General features: G+C 61.6%; 13 protein-coding genes. 3 read left to right on the top strand and 10 right to left on the bottom strand.

The window, feature by feature from the left end; genetic code table 11:
• Positions 1–77: 77 nt before the first annotated feature.
• The 3 genes from ABH924_RS09195 to ABH924_RS09185 all read right to left on the bottom strand — a co-directional run bounded on the left by ABH924_RS09195 (position 78) and on the right by ABH924_RS09185 (position 4,845).
• Positions 78–1,100, bottom strand: a complete 1,023-nt coding sequence (locus ABH924_RS09195) for a DUF4386 domain-containing protein (protein WP_404498199.1) — start codon at positions 1,098–1,100, stop codon at positions 78–80.
• A 157-nt stretch (positions 1,101–1,257) separates the two neighbouring features.
• Positions 1,258–3,996, bottom strand: coding sequence for a LuxR C-terminal-related transcriptional regulator (locus ABH924_RS09190; RefSeq protein WP_404498197.1), 2,739 nt, complete (start codon positions 3,994–3,996; stop codon positions 1,258–1,260).
• Positions 3,997–4,188: 192 nt separating this feature from the next.
• The gene (locus tag ABH924_RS09185) at positions 4,189–4,845 is read right to left on the bottom strand and encodes a peroxiredoxin (RefSeq protein ID WP_404498195.1); all 657 of its coding nucleotides are present in this window, start codon (positions 4,843–4,845) and stop codon (positions 4,189–4,191) included.
• Positions 4,846–4,954: 109 nt separating this feature from the next.
• On the opposite strand from ABH924_RS09185, the gene ABH924_RS09180 reads away from it, so the two are divergent.
• Entirely contained in the window at positions 4,955–6,679 is a 1,725-nt protein-coding gene (locus ABH924_RS09180; RefSeq protein WP_404498193.1) for a BTAD domain-containing putative transcriptional regulator, read from the top strand.
• A gap of 70 nt (positions 6,680–6,749) precedes the next feature.
• On the opposite strand, the gene ABH924_RS09175 is transcribed toward ABH924_RS09180, so the two are convergent.
• The gene (locus ABH924_RS09175) at positions 6,750–6,920 is read right to left on the bottom strand and encodes an SDR family NAD(P)-dependent oxidoreductase (protein WP_404498191.1); all 171 of its coding nucleotides are present in this window, start codon (positions 6,918–6,920) and stop codon (positions 6,750–6,752) included.
• A 283-nt stretch (positions 6,921–7,203) separates the two neighbouring features.
• Between ABH924_RS09175 and ABH924_RS09170 the strand changes: the two genes are divergently transcribed.
• Positions 7,204–8,229, top strand: a complete 1,026-nt coding sequence (locus tag ABH924_RS09170; protein ID WP_404498189.1) for an NADPH:quinone reductase — start codon at positions 7,204–7,206, stop codon at positions 8,227–8,229.
• Between the two features lie 190 nt (positions 8,230–8,419).
• Here ABH924_RS09170 and ABH924_RS09165 read toward each other — a convergent pair whose 3' ends face one another.
• Positions 8,420–10,240, bottom strand: a complete 1,821-nt coding sequence (locus ABH924_RS09165) for a glycoside hydrolase family 15 protein (RefSeq protein WP_404498187.1) — start codon at positions 10,238–10,240, stop codon at positions 8,420–8,422.
• A gap of 715 nt (positions 10,241–10,955) precedes the next feature.
• Here ABH924_RS09165 and ABH924_RS09160 point away from each other — a divergent pair.
• Positions 10,956–13,751, top strand: a complete 2,796-nt coding sequence (locus tag ABH924_RS09160) for a LuxR C-terminal-related transcriptional regulator (RefSeq protein WP_404498185.1) — start codon at positions 10,956–10,958, stop codon at positions 13,749–13,751.
• Between the two features lie 29 nt (positions 13,752–13,780).
• Here the strand turns inward: ABH924_RS09160 and ABH924_RS09155 are convergent, their stop codons facing one another.
• From ABH924_RS09155 to ABH924_RS09135, 5 genes are all read right to left on the bottom strand, one after another.
• Positions 13,781–14,602, bottom strand: coding sequence for a hypothetical protein (locus ABH924_RS09155; protein WP_404498183.1), 822 nt, complete (start codon positions 14,600–14,602; stop codon positions 13,781–13,783).
• 123 nt (positions 14,603–14,725) lie between these two features.
• Positions 14,726–17,053, bottom strand: coding sequence for a hydantoinase B/oxoprolinase family protein (locus tag ABH924_RS09150; RefSeq protein ID WP_404498181.1), 2,328 nt, complete (start codon positions 17,051–17,053; stop codon positions 14,726–14,728).
• 62 nt (positions 17,054–17,115) lie between these two features.
• Positions 17,116–19,242: a hydantoinase/oxoprolinase family protein gene (locus ABH924_RS09145; protein WP_234753560.1), complete on the bottom strand. Its 2,127-nt coding sequence runs from the start codon at positions 19,240–19,242 to the stop codon at positions 17,116–17,118.
• A gap of 14 nt (positions 19,243–19,256) precedes the next feature.
• Positions 19,257–19,700 (bottom strand): acetone carboxylase subunit gamma, encoded by a 444-nt coding sequence (locus ABH924_RS09140; protein ID WP_404498179.1) that lies wholly within the window; start codon positions 19,698–19,700, stop codon positions 19,257–19,259.
• A gap of 52 nt (positions 19,701–19,752) precedes the next feature.
• A complete protein-coding gene (locus ABH924_RS09135; protein WP_404498177.1) occupies positions 19,753–21,681 on the bottom strand; it encodes a hydantoinase/oxoprolinase family protein in 1,929 nt (642 codons plus the stop codon).
• Positions 21,682–22,208: the final 527 nt, after the last annotated feature.

Raw genomic sequence — 22,208 nt, 5'->3', positions numbered from 1 at the left:
ACCGGCGCTGTTCGACGCGATGCGTCCCGCGGTCGGGCTGGCCGCGGGACATACGCCGGGGGTTTGTGGGTGGCTCCTCAGGCGGTGCGCGCTTGCCCGGTGGTGATGGGCGACGGCCTGAAACCCTTGACCGCCATCCACACGCCCAGCGACAACTCCCAAACGAAGATCGGCAAGGTTGCGAGTCCCGACCACACCGAGATGCCTTGGTTGATACCGAACATCGTTGAGATCGTCGACGAAAGCAGCAGCGGGCCGCCGATCAGTCCAAGCAAAGGGATGACTCGCGGCACGAGCCCCGAACGGTACATCAGGTACCCCAGCAGCAGCCCGCTCACCCCCGGAACAAGGCTCGGCCCGAGAATGAACGTCCAGTCACGGACCGCCACGAGCGCCTGACCCACGGGAACCAAGGCCGGGTCCGCTCCGCCGTTCTGGCGCAAAGTGACCACAGCCAGGAGACTGACGACGCCGATCACGATGACCGCGGCTTCAAACATCCGGGCGGTGACGAAGCCGAGCGCGATGCCCTCGTTCTGCCGTTTGACGACAGGAAACAGTGCGACGGCGGTGCCCACGGCGGAAACCGCGTTGACGAGATCAAGGAAGCAGCCGAAGATGACGGTCGAGTCGGCACCAGGCCCCGTGATGTAGTGCGGATCGTTCAGGACGGGGGAAATCAGGAACAGCGCCGGGATCGAGCTGACGAAGGTGACCAGGTACAGGATGCCTGCCACCATCGCGGTCTTCCGCAACGGGTCCATCCGGACACGCTCAGTTGTTGGGGTTTGGGTTGTGGTTTTCAAGGTGTGGTCCTTCTTAGGGATGAGGATGCGAGTGTTCGACGCCGGCTGGCTGGGTTGCGTGGCTCCGGCTTGGTTGACTGCCAAGAGCGGTATTGCCAAGTCGTCGAGCTTTTGCAGCAGACCGTGGAGCGCGGCCTGGTCGACGTTCCGGGTGCGGATGACGGTGGTTCCGTCGTGTTCGTTGGTGAGGCTCAGTCCTTCGAACCAAGCGGCCCAGCGGGAATCAAGATGGCCTTTGACACGGACTTCATACTCGACCGGCGTGTCGTTCCGGCCTATCGATCTCGCGTTCATCGCACCTCCATCTGCCTTAGTGGATGTCAGCCGCCTTTGCGGATGACTTCCTTTAGCTTTGAAGGTAGAAGGAGATGTGGTGAGCAGGGATCACCACATCTGGTGATTGATGTGGTGATCTTTTCGGAAGAAGTGCCGGGCGGACCGCCGGCCTGGATTAGCGCTCGTCGCGGCTTCGCGACAAGAGATCCAGCTCTTCGGCCCGGCGGACGGCCGAGCGGCGGTTGTTCGCGCCGAGCTTGGCGTAGATGTTCTTGGTGTGTGTCCGGAGGGTGTTGAGGGAGACGAGCAACTCGCGCGCGATGTCGGGGCCGTCCAGCTCCGAGGAAAGAAGCCGAAGCACCTGGAGCTCACGTTGGCTCAGGGGCTCGAGTAAACGTTGCTGTGCTGGGGTGATGTGGTCTCGGGTACTTCGGTCTCGGGTACTGCGGGCCTCGGTCTCGTGCGTTTCGGTCCCGAACGACTCCAAAAGCCGGTCCACGTAGTCCGAAGCGCTCCCCTGCTTCGCGAGCGCTTCCAGCAAGTTGGCCATAGCCTCACCCTCATCGACGAACACCGGAACGTAGCCCTCTGGTTCGGCGAGCGCTACCGCGCGTTGCAGCGCTGCCAGCGCGCCGCCGTCGTCCGCTTCTTTTTGGTGGGCAAGTGCCATAAGAACCAGAAGTTCGACGACGGTCCCCGTCCTGCCACCTTCTTCCGCGGCCCGAAGGAGACGGTCAAGCAGCGCGATCGCCCGTCCGACAGAGTCCTCCGACGGCTCCGCCCCGTGCTGGGCGAGGAGTGCCCTGGCCAAGGTGATGTGCTCGAACTCGTTCAGGTAGGAGAGTTCATCTTCGTCGGAAATGCCTCGCTCACGCGCCCAGCGGAGAGCGTCGGACGTCCTTCCGTGCGAGATCCACATCCGCGCCCGCACGGCCGCGACTGGATGCACCTCGGGAAAGAAGTCGCCGACGTAGAGGCGCTCCGCCTCGTCGAGTTGCTCAAGCGCGCCGCCCACGTCCCCTTCTGCTTGGAGGACCCGGGCCATCGCGACCCGCGAGCGGTACGGGTTTTGGGGCAGCGCGGCATCCTCGCCGAGCTTCTGGCTGGTCAGCAGGTGCTGCCTTGCGACTTCAAGTTCGCCGCGTTCAAGAAGGAGCATGCTCATTCCTACGTGCATGTCGGCGGTTCCCCGGAGCGTTTGCGCCGGGTGCCTGCCCGCGACCTCGAGACCCCGCTCGTAGATCGCCATTGCGTCGCGGAGCCGGCCTTGGGTAATCCGGATGTCGGCCAAGGCGATGGAGCAACCGAGCATGTCCGAGTGGTGCCCGGCCCGTTCGAGGTTGGAAAAAGAATCGGACCACAGGCCGTGCGCTACCCCCAGTTCGCCGTTCGTCCAATGGCCGAGCGCCAACAGCCCGGATGCCGCTCCGCGCTCAAGATGATCGTTCTTCCCGACGAGGCCGAGTGCGGTGGTCGCGTGCGTCATTGCCCCGGCGGTGTCCCCGACTGCGAGCGCCTGCGCTGCACGGTAGATCTCGATCGAGCTGGTGAGGTTCCCGCCGTCGCCGCCTTCCGCCGTCGTACCTAACCACCGCTCTGCCTCCTTGAGGCGGGCGTCGACGCCGGTGAGTTCGCCGCTTGCGAGGAGCGCCCCGGCGTGGGCAACGCCCAGCCCGGGCCGCGCTTGTATCAGTTCGCCGGGAAGCGCTTGGAGCCAGCGGCTCAGCGTGGCTTCCTGGCGGTCCTTACGCATGGCAGGGATCGCGAGCTCGATCAGGTCCGCGGCCCGCGCGAAGTCCTTGCCGGCCATGGTGTGGCGGATAGCTTCCGGGATGTCGCCGTTATGTTCGTGCCAGAGGCTTGCGCGCTCATGCAGTTCGCTAATGCGGCCCGGCTGCTCGTCCATGAGTCGCGCCCGTAGCACGTCGGCGAAGAGGTGGTGATAGCGGTACCACCAGCGGCGGTCGTCGAGCGGAACCACGAACAGGTTCCCTCGATCGATCGACTCGAGCATTGCTTTTCCGGTGTTTTGGCCGGTCACGGCGTCGCAGAGCGGACCGTTGAGCCGGTTCAGGATGGAGGTTTGCAGCAGGAAGTTCCGGACGTCGTCGGGCTGGCGCTGGAGTACCTCTTCCGCGAGGTAATCGACGATGTAGCGGTCATCACCTGCGAAGCCAGCGATGAAGCCGGCGACGTCGTCCCTTCCCTGCATCGAGAGCGCCGCCAATTGGAACGCGGCGATCCAGCCCTCGGCCCGGGCTTCGAGGGCGGCGATATCCTGCGCGGTGAGACACAGTCCCATCACGCCGTTGAAGTAGGCGCCAGCCTCCTCCGGGGTGAAGCGGAGATCGGCGGCACGGATCTCGAGGAGCCTGCCGCGTGATCTGAGTCGCGGGAGTGGCAAAGCTGGATCGGCACGGCTCGCGATGACCAGTTGTAGCTGCTCGGGCAGGTTCTCGACGAGAAAGGCCAGCCCCTCCTGCACGTCCTGATTCTCGATGACGTGGTAATCGTCGAGCACCAAGATAAGTCTGTTCGGGACGGCCTGCAACTCGTTGATCAGGGTGGTCAGGAACGCTTCAGTGCTCGATTGCGGGGATCGGAGTGTTGCGAGTGCTTTGGCGCCGAGACCGTTCGATACCCTGTCCAGCGCAGCTACAAGGTAGGTCCAGAACAGCGTGGGATCGTTGTCCCGCTGGTCGAGCGAGAGCCAGGCGACCGATCGGCCATTGGCAGGTGCTTCCGCCAACCACTCGGTCAGCACGGTCGTTTTCCCGAAGCCGGCGGGGGCTGAGACGAGGATCAGCGTTTGCTCGTCGGCCTGCCTTAGCCGGTCGCTGAGCCTGGGGCGCGTCACGAGACCGCGTCGTGGCCCGGGGACGTGCAGTTTGGTCTCGAGCAATGGACCTGCCATCACGGACCTCCCTCGACAGCCGGTCACCTTGCCTCGGCCCGGGTGATCCCAGTGTAGTGCCGGTGAATTAGGGCAACACCCCACGCCGGGCCGTCTGACCGCCGTCCGGAACGTCTTCAACAACTGAGCCGCGCCCACCATGCCCGACAGAGCCGGGTGCCCGCTCAACCAGCGGGCACCCGGCGAAGCGAATCACACGGGCTGCGGAACGATCCGAATGTACGGCTTGGGCTCCTTCCAATCGCCAAAGATCTCCCGGGCCTCGCTGTTCGGGACGGAGCCGGCGATGATGACGTCCTCGCCTTGCTTCCAGTTGACCGGCGTCGCCACCCGGTGCTTCGCCGTGAGCTGAAGCGAGTCGACGACGCGAAGCACCTCGTCGAAGTTGCGTCCGGTCGTCATGGGGTAGACGAGGATCAGCTTGATCTTCTTGTCCGGCCCGATGACGAACACGTTGCGGACGGTCTGGTTGTCCGCGGGCGTGCGGCTCTTGGCATCCCCGGACGTGGCTGCCGGGAGCATGCCGTAAAGCCTCGCCACGGTGTAGTCCTCGTCGCCGATCACGGGGTAATTGGGGCGAGTTCCCTGCGTTTCTTCGATATCGGCGCCCCACCGCTCGTGATCAGCTGTCGAGTCCACGGACAAGCCGATGATCTTGACTCCGCGTCGGTCGAACTCGGGCTTGATCTTGGCCATGTAGCCGAGCTCGGTCGTGCAGACCGGGGTGAAGTCTTTCGGGTGCGAGAACAGCACTCCCCACGCATCTCCGAGCCAGTCATGGAAGCGGATGTCGCCAGCGGTCGTCTTGGCGGAGAAATCGGGTGCGATCTCACCGAGTTGCAGTCCCATCATGTCCTCCTGGGCGTTGTGATGTGATGACGGAGCCAATTGGCTCGCCGTCATTTCTCACGGTAAGGCAACCCTGTTCCCCCACTGTTCCCCCGACTACCATGAGGGCATGGAGACGTGCGCCGTCGTCGTGCTAGGCGCGTTCCGTGTCGTAGTTGACGGCCGGACTGTTCCAGGCGACGCGTGGAAACGAACCAAGGCCGCCGGGCTCGTCAAGATCCTCGCCCTCGCGGAAGGGCATCGGCTGCACAGGGATGTCGTCGCCGATCTGCTCTGGCCCGATCTCAACGCTCGAGCTGCTGCTTCGAACCTACGCAAGGCAATGCATTTCGCTCGCGCTGCCCTCGGCTCGTCGGACGCCGTACAGGCGCGCGGCGATTTGCTGGTTTTACTGCCCTACGCCGAGGTCTCCATCGACGCAGAGCGGTTCGAAGCGGACGGGCGCGCCGCGCTCGCCTCATCGGCCGGGACGACCGAAGCTCTCGCCCTGTATCGAGGCGACCTGCTTCCTGATGATCGATTCGCCGTGTGGGCCGAGGAACCCCGCGATCGGCTGCGCACGCTGTACCTGAGTCTGCTCAAGGCCGCTGCTCGATGGGACGACGTGGTGCAGGCCGAGCCAACGGACGAGGACGCCCACCGCGCTATCATGGTTCGCGCACTCGACGCGGGCGATCGTCAGGGCGCGATCCGCCAGTTCGAGCGACTCTGCCGGCAGTTGCGGGCGGACTTGGGAGTCGGCCCAGGGGCGGCGACGGTCGCGGTCTACGAGAAGGCCATCGCCGAGGACAGCCGGCGTGCGGAGAATCGTACGCGGGCGACGTTGGCGCGAGCACTCATCGCCCTGAACAGCGGCGACCTCATCGAAGCCACGTCATACGCCCGGCGTGCACGCGAGCTGGCCATGGAAGCGAACCTGGGCCGGGAGATCGGCGAGGCCAGCGCAGTGCTGGCGATCGCGGCGAACATGCAGAACCGTTGGCTCGAAGTGTTCGAGGCCGAGTTCGTGGAATTCACACGACACGATTCCGAGCGCTCCGGCTACATTCTCGACGCTCAGTTGTGCCTCGCTGAGTTCTGCCTGTGCGGGCCGGACGGGCATCGGAACATTGCGCGGCGAGTAAAGCGCCTGCGCACGATCGCCGAGCGAGCAGGCTCGGTGCGCGGCCAGGCCATCGCCGACCTGTTGCTGGGCGAAGCGGCACTGTTCTCCGGTGAACTCGGCGACGCGCGCAGCCTGCTCCAGTCCGCGCTCGAGCTGCACCGGCGGGCCGGGGCCCGGGCCGGCGAGATCGTGACACTGCAACGACTGGCTGAGGTTGACCTCGCGCAGGATCGGACCGAGGATGCCACTCGGGCAGCCAGCCGCGCTTTGCCTGCCGCCGCGTCCACGTGGCTTGAGCCACACCTGGTTGTACGCCTGTACGGGGTGCTCGCCGAGGCGGCCAGCTCTCCGGCGCAAGCGGTCCACATTATTGAGCGAGCGGACGCTGCCCTGGCCGGTAGGAGCGTCTGTCCGCCGTGCTCGATGGGTTATCACGTCGCCGCAGCGAGGAATTACGCGCTGGCAGGGAGCCTGGACGCCGCCCGCCGCCGGCTTGCCAAAGCCGAACAGCTCGCCGGCATGTGGCCGGGCGGACCATGGCATGCCGCTCTTTGGGAAGCACGAGCCGTCCTGCGCCGCGCGGAGGGTCACGAGAATCAAGCCATCGCCCTGTTTCGGGAGGCGGCAGACAGTTTTGCCGAAGTCGGCAGGCGCCAAGACGAGCAACGCTGCCTCGCTCGAGCGGCACAAAAATCGCTAACGACCAGCGGAAAGTCTCTTGCCGGCTAGGCCACGTTTGCACTATTTGGTGAGGTCCTCCTTCTCCGGCAGATGGTTCGGGAGGCGGTGATCGGGATGCTCACACCGTCTCGAGCGATTCTTCAGCCAGCTTCGTCACACGGACGATGCCTGCGTTGTTGACGAGAATGTCGAGTCGCCCGAACCTCGCATCGATCACCTCGTAGGCGCTGCGCCAGTCATCCGATCGGCAGGAGATGTCGATGACGACGCCTTCCTGCGGCGCCGCCATGGAGCGTGCGTCCGGAAGCAGCCGACCGGCAGCGGCCTAGGATTGGTTGTCACTTTTCGTCCTTACCGTCCGCAAAGGATCGTCCTGCCTATCCGTCGGGTGTTCGACCGTTCCCGACAACACCTCTCCATCCACGGCCAGAAGTGCACCACGGGGATGTACTTGTCATCATGGAGAACGTCTCGGCCATAATGGCGGAAGGAGAGCCTCTGGTTCTCGCGATGCACTCCCTTCCCCTAGACGCACGCCCTCCCCCTATAAGGTCCAAAGAATAGGAGTCACAGTGAAAGCCATCGTGTACGAAAGGACAGGTCCGTCGTCGGTGCTGGTTCTGCAAGACAGGCCACTAACATCACCCGGACCGGGCGAGGTCAGAGTCCGGGTGGTGGTGTCGGGAGTCAATCCCACCGACTGGAAGTCCCGGGCCGGCAGCGGGACCGGAAGCAAGCTGGAGGCACCAAAGGTGCCCAACCAAGATGGCGCCGGCGTTATCGACGAGCTCGGACCCGGCGTGACGGGACTGTCCATCGGAGATCGCGTCTGGCTTTGGGACGTTGCCTGGGGTAGCACCGAGGGCACAGCCCAGGAGTATGTGGTGGTGCCGGCCGCGCAGGCCGTTCCACTTCCGGACACGGAATCCTTCGACACGGGCGCATCCCTGGGGATCCCGGTGTTGACCGCGCATCGTGCGCTGACCTCGAACCAAAACGGGCCGGACAGGCTCTCCCCCGGATCTTTGGAAGGGAAGGTGGTGCTTGTCACCGGAGGCGCGGGGGCGGTCGGGCATGCTGCCATTCAGCTCGCCCGCTGGGCGGGGGCAACCGTCATCACGACCGTGAGCGGGGAGCGGAAGGGTGAACTTGCTCGCCAGGCGGGCGCGCACTATGTGATCAACTATCGCACTGCCGACGTCCCACAGGCCGTATATCAAGCAGCCCCCGGAGGCGTTGATACGATCGTCGATGTCAACGCTCCGGCGAACATCGACACTGACCTCAAGGTGCTGAAGTCTGGGGGAACCATTTCCATTTATGCTGCTGCACCCGGTGAATCCTTGGCCATTCCCATTCGCGAGAGTATGGCCAAAAACGTTCAATACCAGTTCGTCCTCACGTACACCGTTACTGATCAGCAGAAGACGGCGGCCGTTGCCGCCGTCACCGATGCACTAAAAGCAGGGGTATTGCGTGTCGGCAATGAACACGGGCTCCCTCTAATCCGGTTTCAACTCGATGAAACCGCGGCAGCGCACGATGCCGTGGAGCAAGGCTCCATCGGAAAGGTCCTGATCGACGTGTCCGCGTCCTGAGCAGCTTTCTGCCCGTGACGTCCGGAGTCCCCTGGTTCCCGCAGTCCAAGCGACGAACATGAAGCGAAAGCTCCCGTGGGTCATCGCGGGTTGCAGTTCCGAGGCTAACTTTATTTCGTGGTTCGCTGTTTACCCGAGCGGATGCGGACAGGACCCGTCAACTGTGTTCACAAGGCCCCACCCTCAGTTGTCATGCGGTATCCGTAACCGCCAGACTGAGGCGGTCGACTCCGTGCATTGCATCCGCTGCCCGTACAAGGGCTAAATGGGAAAATGCTTGTGGAAAGTTACCCGCCATTCGTTTTTCCTTCACTGCGTATTCTTCGCTGAGCAGACCGAGTTCATTGGAAAACCCGACGAGCTTGTCCATCAGGGCCTTGGCTTCAGTCCAGCGATCGGTGCGAGCGTACTGCTCCACCAGCCAGAAGGAACAAGCGAGAAATGGATGCTCACCCGGTTCAAGTCCGTCAACCCCGGTTTCAGTCCGGTACCGAAGAAGCAGTCCCTCGTCGGTCAAGAGCTCCTTCTCTAGCAGGGAAACCGTTCCGAGCATGCGCTGGTCAGAGTAGGCGAGGAATCCAACCTGCGGTAGAGCTAACAATGCGGCGTCTGCCTGTCGCCCCCCATAGGTTTGTGTGAAGGACCTTAGGTCGCGGTTGAAGCCCTTATTCAATATCTCCCTCCGCAGGAGTCCCCGGAGTTCCCGCCAGTGCTCCAGCGGGCCCGCCAATCCGTGATCCCGAACCGCACGGACCCCGCAGTCGAATGCCGCCCACATCATGACTCTGGAATGCGTAAAGTACCGGGCCTTGCCGCGCATCTCCCAAAGGCCGAAGTCTTTGTCATTTAGGTGATTCTCCACAAAGCCCAGGAGGGCACACTGTAATGCCCAGGAGAAGTGATCTTCCTTGCCCCCGGCTAGACGGAGTCTTTCCAGAGCAACCAAGACTTCTCCCACTACATCGGCCTGGTACTGGGAGACCGCAGCGTTGCCGATCCGGACCGGTCTCGCGTTCTGATAGCCAGGCAGGTGGTCTAGTTCTTTCTCAGGAAGGTCCCTCTCTCCGGCGATTCCGTACATAATCTGGATGTCCTCCGGATCACCCGCGAGTGCCCGCAACAACCAGTTGCGCCACTTCAAAGCCTCCGATTCATAGCCATGCGTCAACATGGATTCCAGCGTCAATGAGGCGTCGCGAAGCCAGCAATAGCGGTAGTCCCAGTTGCGTGAACCGCCAAAATCCTCCGGTAAAGAGGTTGTGGGAGCGGCGACGATGCCTCCCGTTTCATAGTGCGTCAAAGCGCGCAGCACCAAAAGCGATCGCTTGACTGCGCCCCCGTATGCCCCGTCCTGGCGGCAATGGCCTCCCCACAGGGTCCAATAATGCACCGCTTCGTCAAGGGCAGCATCGATATCGACGGCGGGCGGCACCTCGCGATGCGACGGAAACCACGTCAGCTCGAAATCCGCGGTCTCACCAGCTGCAACCACGAATTCACCCACGTGCCGGCGATCGTGGGCTTTGGGCAGATGACGCCCCCGCAATGCCCAGGCGTCCGGTCCGGCTCTGGCCAGCAATATTTCAGCACCGAGCGTGGTGTTCTCGCGATATCGGCTCACCCATGGCAATACGGCACCGTAGCGTGGGCGAATCCTCAGCTCCTGAAGAAGGGCGACGGTCCCGCTCAGGCCAGTGACTCGACGCACAAGAGATGAACGGCTTTCCCCGATAGGCATGAAGTCGGTAATACGGGCCAGTCCGCCAAGAGTCTGCCACGTTGTCTCAAGGACAAAAGTCGAGGCCATGTAGTGACGGTCTACGACGACAGCCTCCGGATGGCTGGGGGCAAGCGACCACAGTCCATGTTCTTCGCGCCCTAGCAGCGCGGCAAAGATTGACGCGGAGTCGAAGCGTGGCAAACAGAGCCAGTCGACGCTACCCCGGCGGGAGATTAGACACCCTGTAGAGAGATTCGACAGGAGCGCATAGTCCTCGATGGGTGCGGCCATGGCCTCAGTCAATCACAAGGGTTTGAAAAGCGTCAGGCCAAAACATAGGAACCGTCAAGCCGTCATCGCCAGACTGCTGATTGGCATGAGCTTCCGTCGTGACGCCATCGGGGCTCCACGCCCTGAGAGCCCCAACTCCTCCCTACCCGGGTGGTCAAGCGTGCCCCGAAAAGTTCACCCGGGGAGGTAGTTGCGGGCCACTCCGGCCGCGGAGCCAGACTGAATACAAGACACCACCAGTGTCAGCGCGAGGCAATATATACAAGGGAGTAGCTATGGAACGGCCTGTCAACGTCGACAGGGGTGAGACAGAAGCCCCTTCCCGCGTCCGGAAGGGCGGAGGTCTTTCAGCAATGATCTCGACCCAGGAGCGAGCCGGGTGCAGCACCGCCCCGGCGCGGAAACGGGGGGCCGGGAGATGACGCGTGAGGAGGCTTACGCCAGGTGCCCCGACGATTCATATGTGGAGCTGTACGGCCATCAGTGGCTAATAGTTCCGTTCGCGCCAATCGAGCAGCCGAGGTTCTTTGACTGCACGCCGGGACTTAAGAGCGCGAACCACTGAGTCATCTCCTTAGCCCGGTCCGACCGGTCGCAGCAGCCTTCGTTCGCCAGCTCGGCTTCGCCGCAGTGTCTTTGGCGCATCCGTTGCCATAAGATTTTCTAGAGGGCTTAGAGCAATCCTTACGAACGCGGGACCACAAGGAGGTGGCAGATGGCGGTGGTGCCCCCCGGCGCTTCAAGCAAGTTCCGCCCCCCTAAACCCGTCGGTCAATGGGTTCCCCGTACCCGCCTGACCGACGTTCTCCGCGCCGACACTGGCTGGCGTCTTGCCCTGATCCACGCTCCGGCAGGCTTTGGTAAGTCCACCCTGGCCGCCCAATGGATGGATCTTCTCGCCTCGCAAGGGCGAACGACAGTCTGGCTCTCATTAGACCGGGATGACAACAACACCGTCTGGTTTCTGTCCCACTTGCTGGAAGCGATTGGAAGAGCAAAGGCGGGATTCGATGACGAATTACAGCAACTGCTCGAGGAAAGACCCGATGACGCGGAGCGATACGTTATTCCCGCCCTCATCAATGCCATCGATGAGGGCGGTCAAGATATCGTCATCGCGTTGGATGACTGGCATTTGGTCACGGACAAACGAACTCTAAACGTCACCGAGCGGCTACTGGACGCCGGGGGCACCCATCTGTCCTTCATCATCACAAGCCGTACCCGCTCAGGCCTCCCCCTCGGACGGCTCATGGTCCGCAACCAACTGGTTGAAGTGGATGCTGTCTCATTGCGGTTCGACCAGGCCGAATCCCAGTCTTTCCTGGTAGACCTTAACCGTCTGGACCTCGGCGGAGAGGACGTGGCCAGCCTCTATAGGACAACGGAAGGCTGGATCGCTGCCCTGCAACTCGTGTCCTTGTCCCTACGCGATCATAGTGAAGCGTCAGCCTTCATCGAAAGACTATCCGGAGGGCATCAGTCGATTGGCGAGTATCTAGCGGAAAACGTCTTTAACACTCTGGAACCGGATGTGTTGAACTTCCTCTTGACCTCGTCGGTTCCAGAGCGGCTCTGCGCCGGGCTCGCGTCGGCATTGTCGGGTGTGGAACAGGGGCAGTCCATGCTCGAACAGGTCCAGGCCCGGGACTTGTTTCTGCAGCCACTTGACGAGGACGGTACCTGGTACCGCTACCACCATCTCTTCGAAGGCTATCTGCGTCGCCGACTGGACCGCGACTACCCAGGACGTGTCAGGGAGCTGCATCTGACCGCGGCACACTGGTACTCGGACAACGGATTCCCCAGCGACGCCGTGGACCACGCACTGGCCGCAGGCGACATCGACTTCGCCGTAGAAATCGTGGAGTCCCGCGCGATGTGGCTGGTGGAACACTCAAGTATGGCGACCTTGCTTGCGCTCGTCGGCAAAATCCCGGCTGATCGTGTTCCTGGCCAGGCAAGGCTCCAGATGGCCATCGCATGGGCAAACACACTGCTTCACCTAGCCGCAGAAGCGCAGGGCGCACTCGACCAAGCTGAAACCGTGATGCCCTCCGATGCGACACTGAGCGACGACGACCGCTTTGAACTCGGCGTTGAGAGCCTCGTCGTCCAGAGCTGCATCGATATGTACGGTGACAATGTGAGCCGCATCGGAGAATTGGATGAAAAGTGCTTCGCGCAAGCGGGCAGGCTTCGACCTTGGATCGTTTCGGTCGGAGCGAATCTGTCAACGTTCAAGAAAATTCACGACGGCCAGTATGAGCTGGGATTGGAACAGCAACTTTGGGCGAACAGGTTTCATGACCAAGTCTCGGGCCCATTCAGCAATGTCTACGGACACTGCTTTGCGGGCCTGGCAGCCTATGCGCTGCTCGACATGGATCAGGTCGAAAAGCAATTCGCCCTGGCCGTCGAATTGGGCCGCCGCCACGCAGGAAGACACTCCCACGCAGCCCGCCTGGCAGGCGCGATGATGGGGCAACTCCTTTACGAACGTGGTGCTCTAGACAAAGCCGAAAGGCTTCTTGAAGAGACACACGAGCTGGGATCAGAAGGCGGAGTCGTGGACTTCATGATTTCCACCTTTGCCACTCTTGCCAGAATCAAGGAACTTCGTGGAGACTCGTCTAAGGCCGCTGAGATACTCGACGAAGGCGACGCGGTCGCCGACAGTCTGGGACTTTCGAGGCTTAAACTCGTCATCAATCTTGAACGGGTGCAGCTGGGCCTCAAATCCAGGACATTCCAACCGGGCCTCGCTCCTGTTCCCGTAGTGCACGGCACCACGGGACAACGGCTTGAGGGACTGGCCGAAACCAGCTACCAGATTTTCCTGACCACCCAGATCCGGTCGGCGCTGGCCGATGCCGCCCCCGCCGACGGAACTACTCCTGAGCACCTGGCAACGGTAGAAAAGGCCCGGTATCTACTGGACCGGGCTGCGGCCTACACCGGCCCTCGGGCGGAATTACACGCCCGCATACTGTTGGCCGCAGCGCTCCAGCAGGCAGGTCTTCATAGCGAGGCGGAAGAGACCCTTCTGCCAGCCCTGAACACATGTTGCCGGTTGGACCTTGTCCGGCCAGTGCTGGACGGCGGCGTTGCCTGTTCCGAACTCGTGCGTAGCATCTCTGAGGAGCTAAGGCTGGGTACGGCCAACTACGACTACCACCCAAATCTTGGGTCGTTTCTCAGTCTCCTGATTCGGCTCGATCTAAATACTGCAGTCAACGGGGGCACCTCGCGCGGTCTAAGCGGAGGTCGGCAGCTGCATGGAGGACCCCGGCGCGCATTTGTCCCGGAACCGGCCTTGTCGCAACGCGAACAGACAATTCTACTGCTTATCGACAAGGGTCGGTCCAATCGCGAAATTGCCCTGGAGCTTCACCTGGGGATCAACACGGTGAAGTGGTACTTGAAAAATCTCTTCAGTAGCCTCGGCGTAAGCGGCCGTCAGGCCTGTGTGGATGAGGCGCGCCGCAGGGATTTGCTGAAGCAAGCTTGAACTGCAGGGCCGGACATGACTGCGGCCGGTCACCTCAGGGCGTCAAGGCGCAACAGCACGTCTTCCGGTCGGGCTGAACGTGGTATCTCGGCGAGGTAAAAGTCTGCGGAGGGAAGTTCTACATCCGGATCTAGCCAAAACTCTGGAGGGATGTACCCGCCCACCGCGGTGTCGGCTTGCAGACGCACTTGCTCGTCGTCCAACTGCCCCAGCGTCCACCGATAATTTCTGGTCACGTTGGCGATCGGTGAATAGGCCTCCAGCGCAACGGGCACGCGTCCGAGGCCTTCGTCAGGCGCGCGGTTATCCAGCAACAGGCCGGCGACGGGCAGTGCTGCGAAGGCGCGTAGCCAGTCGCTGACATACATCGAGGCGTTTTCAGCGTCGTCCGCGACCAGCTCGCTCAGGTTGTCAGCGCCGCCGAAACGGTGTGTGGCGATGAGCCATTCCATCGGCGAGGGGATGCGCAGAACCACTGGCTGGCGTGCCGTCTGGGCGAATACCGTGGCGAATTCAAGGACCGCCTTGTTTGTGTCATTGTCTGCCAACAAAGTCCGAAGCGCGTACCCTGTGCGGGATCTGGCCGCCATCGCGGTCTCGAGCCCTGTATTTCCGGCTGTCAGATGATCGTAAAGTCGCTTCAAGTCCAACAAGGCGATGTCCGGCCCGAGCAGCCCCTGTGCCTGAGAGAAGAAAGCCGCGTAAGCGGTGGCGTTGTCCCAGGGCACGGTATGGCCTCGAAGAATCACGGACGCTGCGTACTCATGGTGATCAAACACCACGGCCTTCGCCCGCCCCGAGGGAGGGGAGGCAACGACGTTGGCAAGTGTGGCGGCAGTGGAAGTGGTCATTTGTCTTTCTCCGAACTTTGGCTGTTACAGGCCTTCAGCGCCGCACCGTCCTGGATTCCGGAGGATGCGGCGCTGAAGGGGATTTGAATGCGTTGGTCCCGAATCAGGATCTACGTTGTAGGGCTAGGACTTGCGCTGGACGACTTCGCCGTGCTTCGTTTCCAGTTCGCGAATTCTCTCCTCCAGTTCGGTGATCTTCACTTCCCGGCGGTCCGGAAGCATGATCAGTGGCAATTTGTCGATGGTCGCTTTGACCCGTTCCGGGCCGTTGCTGGTGAAGTGGGTGGCGGTGAGCTCCTCCGTGTCGTCGCCCCAGGACCCGTAGTAAAGCAGATCCTTCGGGGGCTCGGCCTTCACATAGCCCTCAAGGAACTCCTTGTACGGCTTGCCGCGGGCGATCCGGGCTTGCCGCGAGTCATGACGCAACTGGGTGGTTGCCTCGTGGTCCACTACGAAAGTGTCAGGATCCCAGACGACGCCGTAGATGCGGGTGCCAACGTTCGCCGAAATGCGCCCGAGCTCCAGATCCTTGGCGACCGATTCCGGGTCGCGTTCCAGGACATCGCCGTAGCCACCTCCGGAGCCCTGGGCGATCATGTAGAGCTCGCCGTCCTTTGCGACATCGAACTGCAGGCCCATATGGGCGGTGCTGTATTTGCCACCCTTGTAGGGCTGCTCGTTCATGATCCGTTCCATGGACAAATCGAACTTGCTGGAATCCTTGCGGATGATGTCGTAGATGTTGATGCCCTTGACCATGGCAAGCGGGTTTGTGCTGCAGCCATAACCGCCGAACATCCCGCTGATGGAGGAAAACTTGGACCCCGAAGCAACCGTCATGAAGCCCCACATCGGCGTTCCTTCAGCGGCGACAATCATCTCGTAGCCCATACCGCCGCTGTTCTTGCCGAAACCCTGGTTGTCGCGCACGATCCGCTTACTGACCAGTTGCATGAAGGGAACCTCCTCCTCCATGACCTCCTGTTCAGCGGTGTCAGCCATGGCGCAGAACAGTGGGGAGACGGCATCTTCACCATCTCGGAACGCCTTGGCCCCGCCGCCCATACCGTTAAGGTCTGCACACAGATTGCCCACCTGATCCCCATGCTGGGTCAGACCTCCCCAGAGGAAGGTGTTGATCTGGTTGAACCACGGAGCCAGGACGTTTGAGAACTTCTCCGGGTTGGAGAACTGCATCTTGGCGAAGGCCGTCTGCAGGGCCGAGAACGCGCGGAACGAGGCCTGCAGCGACTGACCCATCGGCGCATCGTAACCGGCGTCGGCCCAGGTATGTTCATCCGAGATGATGTCGATGGGCGACATCGCTGAAGTACACCGCGGCAGGTCCGGCCACCAGAATGCAAGGATCGCTTGCATCATCATTGACTTGACTGAACACAGCGGGGAGTTGATGGCCCGGTTGAGGATTTCCGGACCAGTTCCCCTCAGGTCCACGGTCATCTTGTCGCCCTTGACCGTGACCTTGCAGGCGAGTTTGATAAGGATGTTCTCTTTGAGGGTAGAGTCCATGAACTGGTTGAAGGACACGGTTCCGTCGGGGAGCTCGCTGATGCGGCGTTTGACTTCCTGTTCCACGTCCTCGACTGTGACTCGCAGCGCCGCTACGAACGTCTCGACGCCCACTTCCTCGATGATGCTGTCAACGCGTTCCTGGATTCGCTGAACGGCACCGATCTTGACCTTGAGGTCTGCCAGCTGCAGTTTGGGGTCTCGGACCGAGTGCTGCAGGAATGTCAGAAGATCCCGGCGAAGTTCGCCCTTCTCAACGATTTTGAACGGGGACATTCGCAGTCCGTCATCGAACGGGGTCTCTGAGCCAGACGGCATTCCGCCCGGCTCGCAGGCGCCGTTCTCACCTTCGTGGATCGTTGCCGCTACCCACGCGATGATCTGGCCGTCGCGCATGATCGGCGTGATCATCGATTGGTCCGTGTTGTGGACGTTTCCGTACCGGGCATCATTGTGGATGAATCCGTCGCCGGGATTGATCCCAACCGTCGGCTCGTCCTTCCAATACTTCATGATGTAGCGGATCGGGTGATGGAGAATCGCGGAGAACGCGATGACTCCGTGGCACGACAGGTAGGTGACGTCCCCTTCGGCCGTGTAAATGGCTGTCGTCAGGTCCCCCCATTTGGCGCCCGGAGCGGCACCCATGGCCTCGCACATTTCGTAGCCTTCGTCGAGGGCACCGGCAAGCCGTTTGCGGATACGGTCGACCTGGATGGGGTCCACGCCCTTGGAAATGCATTCCTCTTCGTAGGCCGAGCGGGAGGTGATCTGGTGGCTGCGCATGATCGCCGGGTCGGGGCCGAGGAAGAGCGTGGTTTCGTCCATGAACTGGTCCACCCACTGCTGTTCCTGGGCGGTCAGCGGCTGGGCGGCGGCGGCTCCGCCGCCCGTGCTGTTTTCATTTGCTGTAAGCGTCATTGCTATCTAGCTCCTTCAATGGGAGTAGCGGGAAGGTAGGTGGAGGATCTGAAAGGCACGGATCAGTCCTTGAGGAACCACACGGCGCCTTGGGATGTCGGCTCCAGGCGCCAGGTCGGCTCGACGAGATAGGTGGTGTTTTCGGTGGTCACGATTGCCGGGCCGTGGATGACGTGCTGATGGTGCAGCGCCTCGGCATCATAGACGGGCGTATCGACGGCTCCGTCGATCTTCACGAAGTGGACCTGCCTTGTGCCAATCGGGGACGGCATGGTTCTGTCATGTCCGGAGTCGATCGAGTCAAACTTGACCACGTCACCCTCCACGTAGGACGCGACCCGCACGGTCTGTGCTCTGATCCCGGCCTCGGGAGCCTGGCTGCCGGCACCGTAGCGCTGACCGTAGATGTCCGAGAACGTACGGATCAGATGGAGCACATCGACCACGCCATTCACGCGGTTGATGTCGAAGACGACCGCTGTGGTCACCAGCTGGTTACCGTAACGCAAGTCCATCTCGAGACTGTGGCGGATGTCGGCGGGGTTGTAACCCTGACGAACGAGGTCTTCCTTGCCCTTTGCTTCGAGCTCCTGGATGACACGGTTCAGTTCGCCATAGTTCTTGTAGAGGCTACGGTCCGTTGGGTTGTACAGGACGACATGTGAGCCCCGTTCGTGGATATGGAGGGGTTTCATGTTGCCGGCTCCGCAGGCTGAGAAGACCGAGGAGAACGGCGGGGCGAGAATCCTGCGGATACCTGCGTGGTCGGCGATGCCGCACGCATGCAGCGGACCGTTGCCGCCATAGGCCAGCATGGTGAAGTCCTCCGGAAGATAGCCGCGGACGCGCAACTCCTTCGACATGCCGATGGCCATCTGCTCGTCGACGGCGTTCTTGACGATCTTGGCGACCTCAACGGTGTCCATGTTCAGTTCATCGGAGAGGACCTCATCAATGGCGTAGATGGAGCGCTTCTTGTTCAGCTTAATGTAGCCGTTGGCGTAGTTGTCGGGATCAAGGTATCCGAGGACCAGGTCCGCGTCGGTGACCGTCGGGCGGAGGCCGCCACGGTCGTAGCATGCCGGACCGGGGTCTGAGCCAGCTGATTCCGGCCCGATCTGTACTGAGTGGTGAATGCGGTCGTAGCTTGCTATCGATCCACCACCTGCACCCAGGGTCAACAGGTGGATCATCGGAACGGAGACAAGCCAGCGTCCGATGGTCGGCTGGAAGTCGTAGTGCTTGACTCCGCCCTCGGGGACGAGCCCTATGTCGAAGGAGGTACCGCCCATGTCTGTGGAGATGACATTTCCCAGTCCCGTGCTGTCAGCCAGGTGCTGGGCGGCCCCCACCCCGGCGATGGGTCCGGAGTGGATGGTCTGCAGTGCGTCGGTGGAATTCGACTGGGCCATGCCGCCGGAATTGTGGATGACAAGCATGGGTTTGTCATAGCCGGAACCCCGGAGGTTGTTGGACAACTGCCCGAGTGCGTGGAACATGATTTCGTGCAGGAAGGCGTCGACAATAGTGGACGTTGCCCGCACATATTCGCCCTTTCGGCCGGACACCTGGCTTCCCAACAGAACGGGAATAGCGCCGAGTTCGTGGGCCGGATACTCGTCCAGGATGATTTCGAGGATCTGCTGCTCGTGGACGGGATTTTCTGTCGAATTGACCAAGGAGACGACGATTGCTTCTGCCCCGTTGTCCACAAGTTCGCGAACCTGGGTGCGGACGTCGTCTTCCATCAGGGACACGACAACCTTGCCGGCCGAGTTGATTCGTTCCTTGACCGAGCGGATCAGGCTGCGGGGCACGAGAGGATCCGGGCGGGTGGCATCCGGCATATTTTGCTGCTTGGAAGGGTCCAGCCCTTCGCCGTAGCCACGGCCCCGGGAGAGAGGGATGGTGTCCTCGAAGCCGTGGGTCACCAGTGCGCCTACCCTCGGGCCCTTCCCTTCAATAAGTGCATTGGTGCCGAGGGTTGTTGCATAGCGGACTGAATCGACTTCCGCCAGAACGAGATCGCGGTCGAGTCCAGCTCGCGAGCAGGCGAGGTCGAGTGCTTCATTGAAGCCTTGGGCCAGGTTGTGGTGTGTTGTCAGCGCCTTCGCCTCAACATACAGGCCGTCCCAAGCGAAAAAGCAGTCCGTAAATGTACCGCCGATGTCAACGGAAATTCGTTTCATGACCAGTGGTTTCCTTAGCTGTGCGAGTGACTGGTGGACGGGGACAGACTGTTGTACGAACCAAGGGCCGGGCTGAAGTCTGCAACGGCCTCTTCGCCGGGTCCGTAGTTGATGACGGTCTCCGGGTTGGTTCCACGTTTCGTCCACTGTTCGCGGAGCGAGTCGATATCCCAGAGCATGTCCACGGTCGGGGGGTGTCCCGGCGGTACGTACTCCGTTTCGAGCTGCGTCCCGCAACCCGGGCAGTAAAACTCGAGAATCCTGCAGAAAGCGGGGTCCGGAGCGAAAGTGAACTCGTACCTTTCCGGATCAAGAATCGACTGATGGATTTCTCTCGGGTCCCGGTCGTAAACCAGGGTTCCCTCCTTGTAATTGCCCCGGGCGTCGCCGAGGTCATGGCTGCAGACCCGGCAGGTCCACCGCTCCGTGTCGAGATCGATGATCAGATATTCCGTCATTGGAATCCGCATGACTTGTCTCACCTGTCTTCTTAATGATGGTTGTGTGGGGTCACTTCTGGATGGTGTCTGTAAGCATGAGGTCACCGGAGACCGTCACGTCGAAGGTCCAGCCATGCGGCACACGGGCCGTGAAATAGGGGCCCTCCACGATTGCGGGGCCCGAGGCCGAGGCACCGGCTGTCTGACGTTCCAGCTCGAATACCGGGACCTCATCGACCTGGTCGACCGCGGAGCGGACGTTTCGGGTGGAGGTGGCGACGGCGGGCCTCTTCGCGATTGATTCGGCGCGTCTGATTGACGTGTGCGGCAGCTCGAAGCGGGCGGTCAGGGTCAGCATGGTGTTGTGTCCGCGGATACCGGGCTGCGGATCGGAATCCAGGTATGGGAGCTCAGAAATCAGCTGGCCTTCGGCATCTTCAAGCACCACGTTCCATTCGAGCCGGCATTCGTCGATTTCGTGGCCCTCTTGGAACATGTCCCGCGTCGCCCGGTCCATGAGCGCCGCTTTGCTCGCACCGAATTCTTCGGCGTCCATTCCCGCGACGTTGGCCTCGTACGTCTGCGCAATGTCGGAGAAGCCGATTCCGAAAGCCGAGAAAACCGCGGCCATTTGGGGCACGAGGACTCGGCGGATGCCGGCGATCCGTGCTGCGCCGCATGCGCTCATGGGGCCCGCGCCCCCGAACGCCGCAACCGTTGTGGCGTCCGCATCCTCGACGTCGTCAGTTAAGGACTGCGACATGCGTTCGAAGTAGGCAGCCTCCATCCGAATCAGCGCCTCATTGAGGGTTATGCCGAGAGGGTCCGCAATGACTTCAGTGATTACGGCACGCGACCGCTCAGCGTCGAGGCTGAATCCTCCGTCGAGGTAGGTATCCGGATCCAGGACTCCCAGCAGCAGGTTCACGTCCGTGATCGTGGCTTGCTTGCCGCCAAAGCCGAAACAAGCGGGGCCCGGGGCAGCCCCGACACTTTCGGGGCCGACGGTGATGACGCCGTCGCGGAGTGCGATGACCGAACTGCCCCCGACGCCGCTGGAATGGACGTTGCTCATCTCAAAGGAAACCGGAACGCCCTGAATGGATCCCCGGCGGTCCGTCGAGATGGTTGAGTTCTTCACCGAGCCGACATCAGTGGTTGTCCCGCCGACGTCGATCATCAGCACATGCGCAAGTCCATAGGCCTCAGAAAGCGCCTTTGTTCCTTCAAGTCCACCGCGGGGCCCCGAAGAGTAGGTCTTCAACGCCACAGATTTAGCCACACGTGAAGAAGCTCCGTCGTTGCGGTAAATAAGAAGCGGGTTCTTGACCTTATGGTCGCGAAGTCGGTGCTCGGCGCTGTACAGGAACCTCTCCATGGTGGGGTGCAGAAAGGAATTGATGATTCCGGACCATACGCGGCGCCCCTGGACGGCGTCGGGAGTGAATTCCCAAGAGAAAAGAATGGGTACCGAACCGAGCAAGTGACGGGGGAACTTCCGCAGCAAGACGCCTTTGACGGCCCTTTCCTTCTCCCTGTCAGCCATGGCGATCACGAGTCTTGCCGCGCCGTCGGTTGTCAGCCGATTGACCTGCTTGACGAGTTCCTGTGACAGCTCCTCCACTTCCTGTTCGGCGTTGATGACTGCTACTCGTGCGCCGACGAGGTCTTCGAACAGCTCCGCTGCCGCGTCGCCCTTGCGAAGTTCTTCGGCCAGGGTGGGGCTGTCTGTGAGGATGCCGATGCGTGGCCCCTTGCGCTCTACAAGTGCGTTGGTGCCTTGGGTGGTGGAATACCGGATGTGACGCGTGGAGTGCAAGAGTCCCGGAAGATCTTCCTCACCGAAGATGTCCTTGGAGGCCTTGGCTATGCCGTCGAAGAGACACTGGGAGAGGTCGAAAGGTGTGGTGAGCGTCTTGGTGAACGAAAAATTCTCGCCGTCCCAGACACAAATATCGGTCAGCGTTCCACCGTTGTCGATGTTAATGAGCCGTTCCATTGATACTCCTTTGTATATTGAGGCGCGGTGACACCAGCGGCGTATTCCTCAACGGGTGATTGTGATCCATGCCACATTGAGGCCTGACCTCAGTTTCACTCCTGATGCGGTGTGGCTGGCTACTACCCGGCCGGGTGGACTATTCGGAAGAAGGGTCGGCCACCCGGGAGGGCGCCGGGCTGGTTTCGAACTGGACTCCCACTCCCACCGGCTACACCTCGACCACGTCGCTACGGCGTGCTCGCCAACGACCGCCGTCGACGTCCCTATCTTTTTCGAGAAGAAGTGTCAGCTTCGCCGGGCTTGGCCAAGAACGCTTACGTGGGGCTCGCGATCCTAGGTTCGAGAGGGCCACGATCATCGCATTCCAGGTGATCGCAGAAGACCTAAGCTATTGGTGGCAGCCGGCACGCGCGCATCAATCGCCACGGCCGCAAGGCCGTCCAGTCCATCGGCTCAAGACCTCCGTCATTGACGCCCAAACCGTTCGTTCGCCTGGAACTCCCCCATTTCCTACAAAGCGAAAC

This window comes from Arthrobacter sp. GAS37, assembly GCF_044908325.1.
In the GTDB taxonomy this organism is placed as follows: Bacteria; Actinomycetota; Actinomycetes; order Actinomycetales; family Micrococcaceae; genus Arthrobacter; species Arthrobacter ramosus.
The sequence above is the reverse complement of the archived record's forward strand: the minus strand, read 5'-3'. Positions and strand labels throughout refer to the sequence as shown.

Coding starts and splice junctions, on each gene's coding strand:
- ABH924_RS09135 (WP_404498177.1), bottom strand. CDS start 21,681: ATGGAACGGCTCATTAACATCGACAACGGTGGAACGCTGACCGATATT.
- ABH924_RS09155 (WP_404498183.1), bottom strand. CDS start 14,602: ATGACCACTTCCACTGCCGCCACACTTGCCAACGTCGTTGCCTCCCCT.
- ABH924_RS09140 (WP_404498179.1), bottom strand. CDS start 19,700: ATGACGGAATATCTGATCATCGATCTCGACACGGAGCGGTGGACCTGC.
- ABH924_RS09180 (WP_404498193.1), top strand. CDS start 4,955: ATGGAGACGTGCGCCGTCGTCGTGCTAGGCGCGTTCCGTGTCGTAGTT.
- ABH924_RS09195 (WP_404498199.1), bottom strand. CDS start 1,100: ATGAACGCGAGATCGATAGGCCGGAACGACACGCCGGTCGAGTATGAA.
- ABH924_RS09175 (WP_404498191.1), bottom strand. CDS start 6,920: ATGGCGGCGCCGCAGGAAGGCGTCGTCATCGACATCTCCTGCCGATCG.
- ABH924_RS09160 (WP_404498185.1), top strand. CDS start 10,956: ATGGCGGTGGTGCCCCCCGGCGCTTCAAGCAAGTTCCGCCCCCCTAAA.
- ABH924_RS09150 (WP_404498181.1), bottom strand. CDS start 17,053: ATGACGCTTACAGCAAATGAAAACAGCACGGGCGGCGGAGCCGCCGCC.
- ABH924_RS09145 (WP_234753560.1), bottom strand. CDS start 19,242: ATGAAACGAATTTCCGTTGACATCGGCGGTACATTTACGGACTGCTTT.
- ABH924_RS09165 (WP_404498187.1), bottom strand. CDS start 10,240: ATGGCCGCACCCATCGAGGACTATGCGCTCCTGTCGAATCTCTCTACA.
- ABH924_RS09185 (WP_404498195.1), bottom strand. CDS start 4,845: ATGGGACTGCAACTCGGTGAGATCGCACCCGATTTCTCCGCCAAGACG.
- ABH924_RS09190 (WP_404498197.1), bottom strand. CDS start 3,996: ATGGCAGGTCCATTGCTCGAGACCAAACTGCACGTCCCCGGGCCACGA.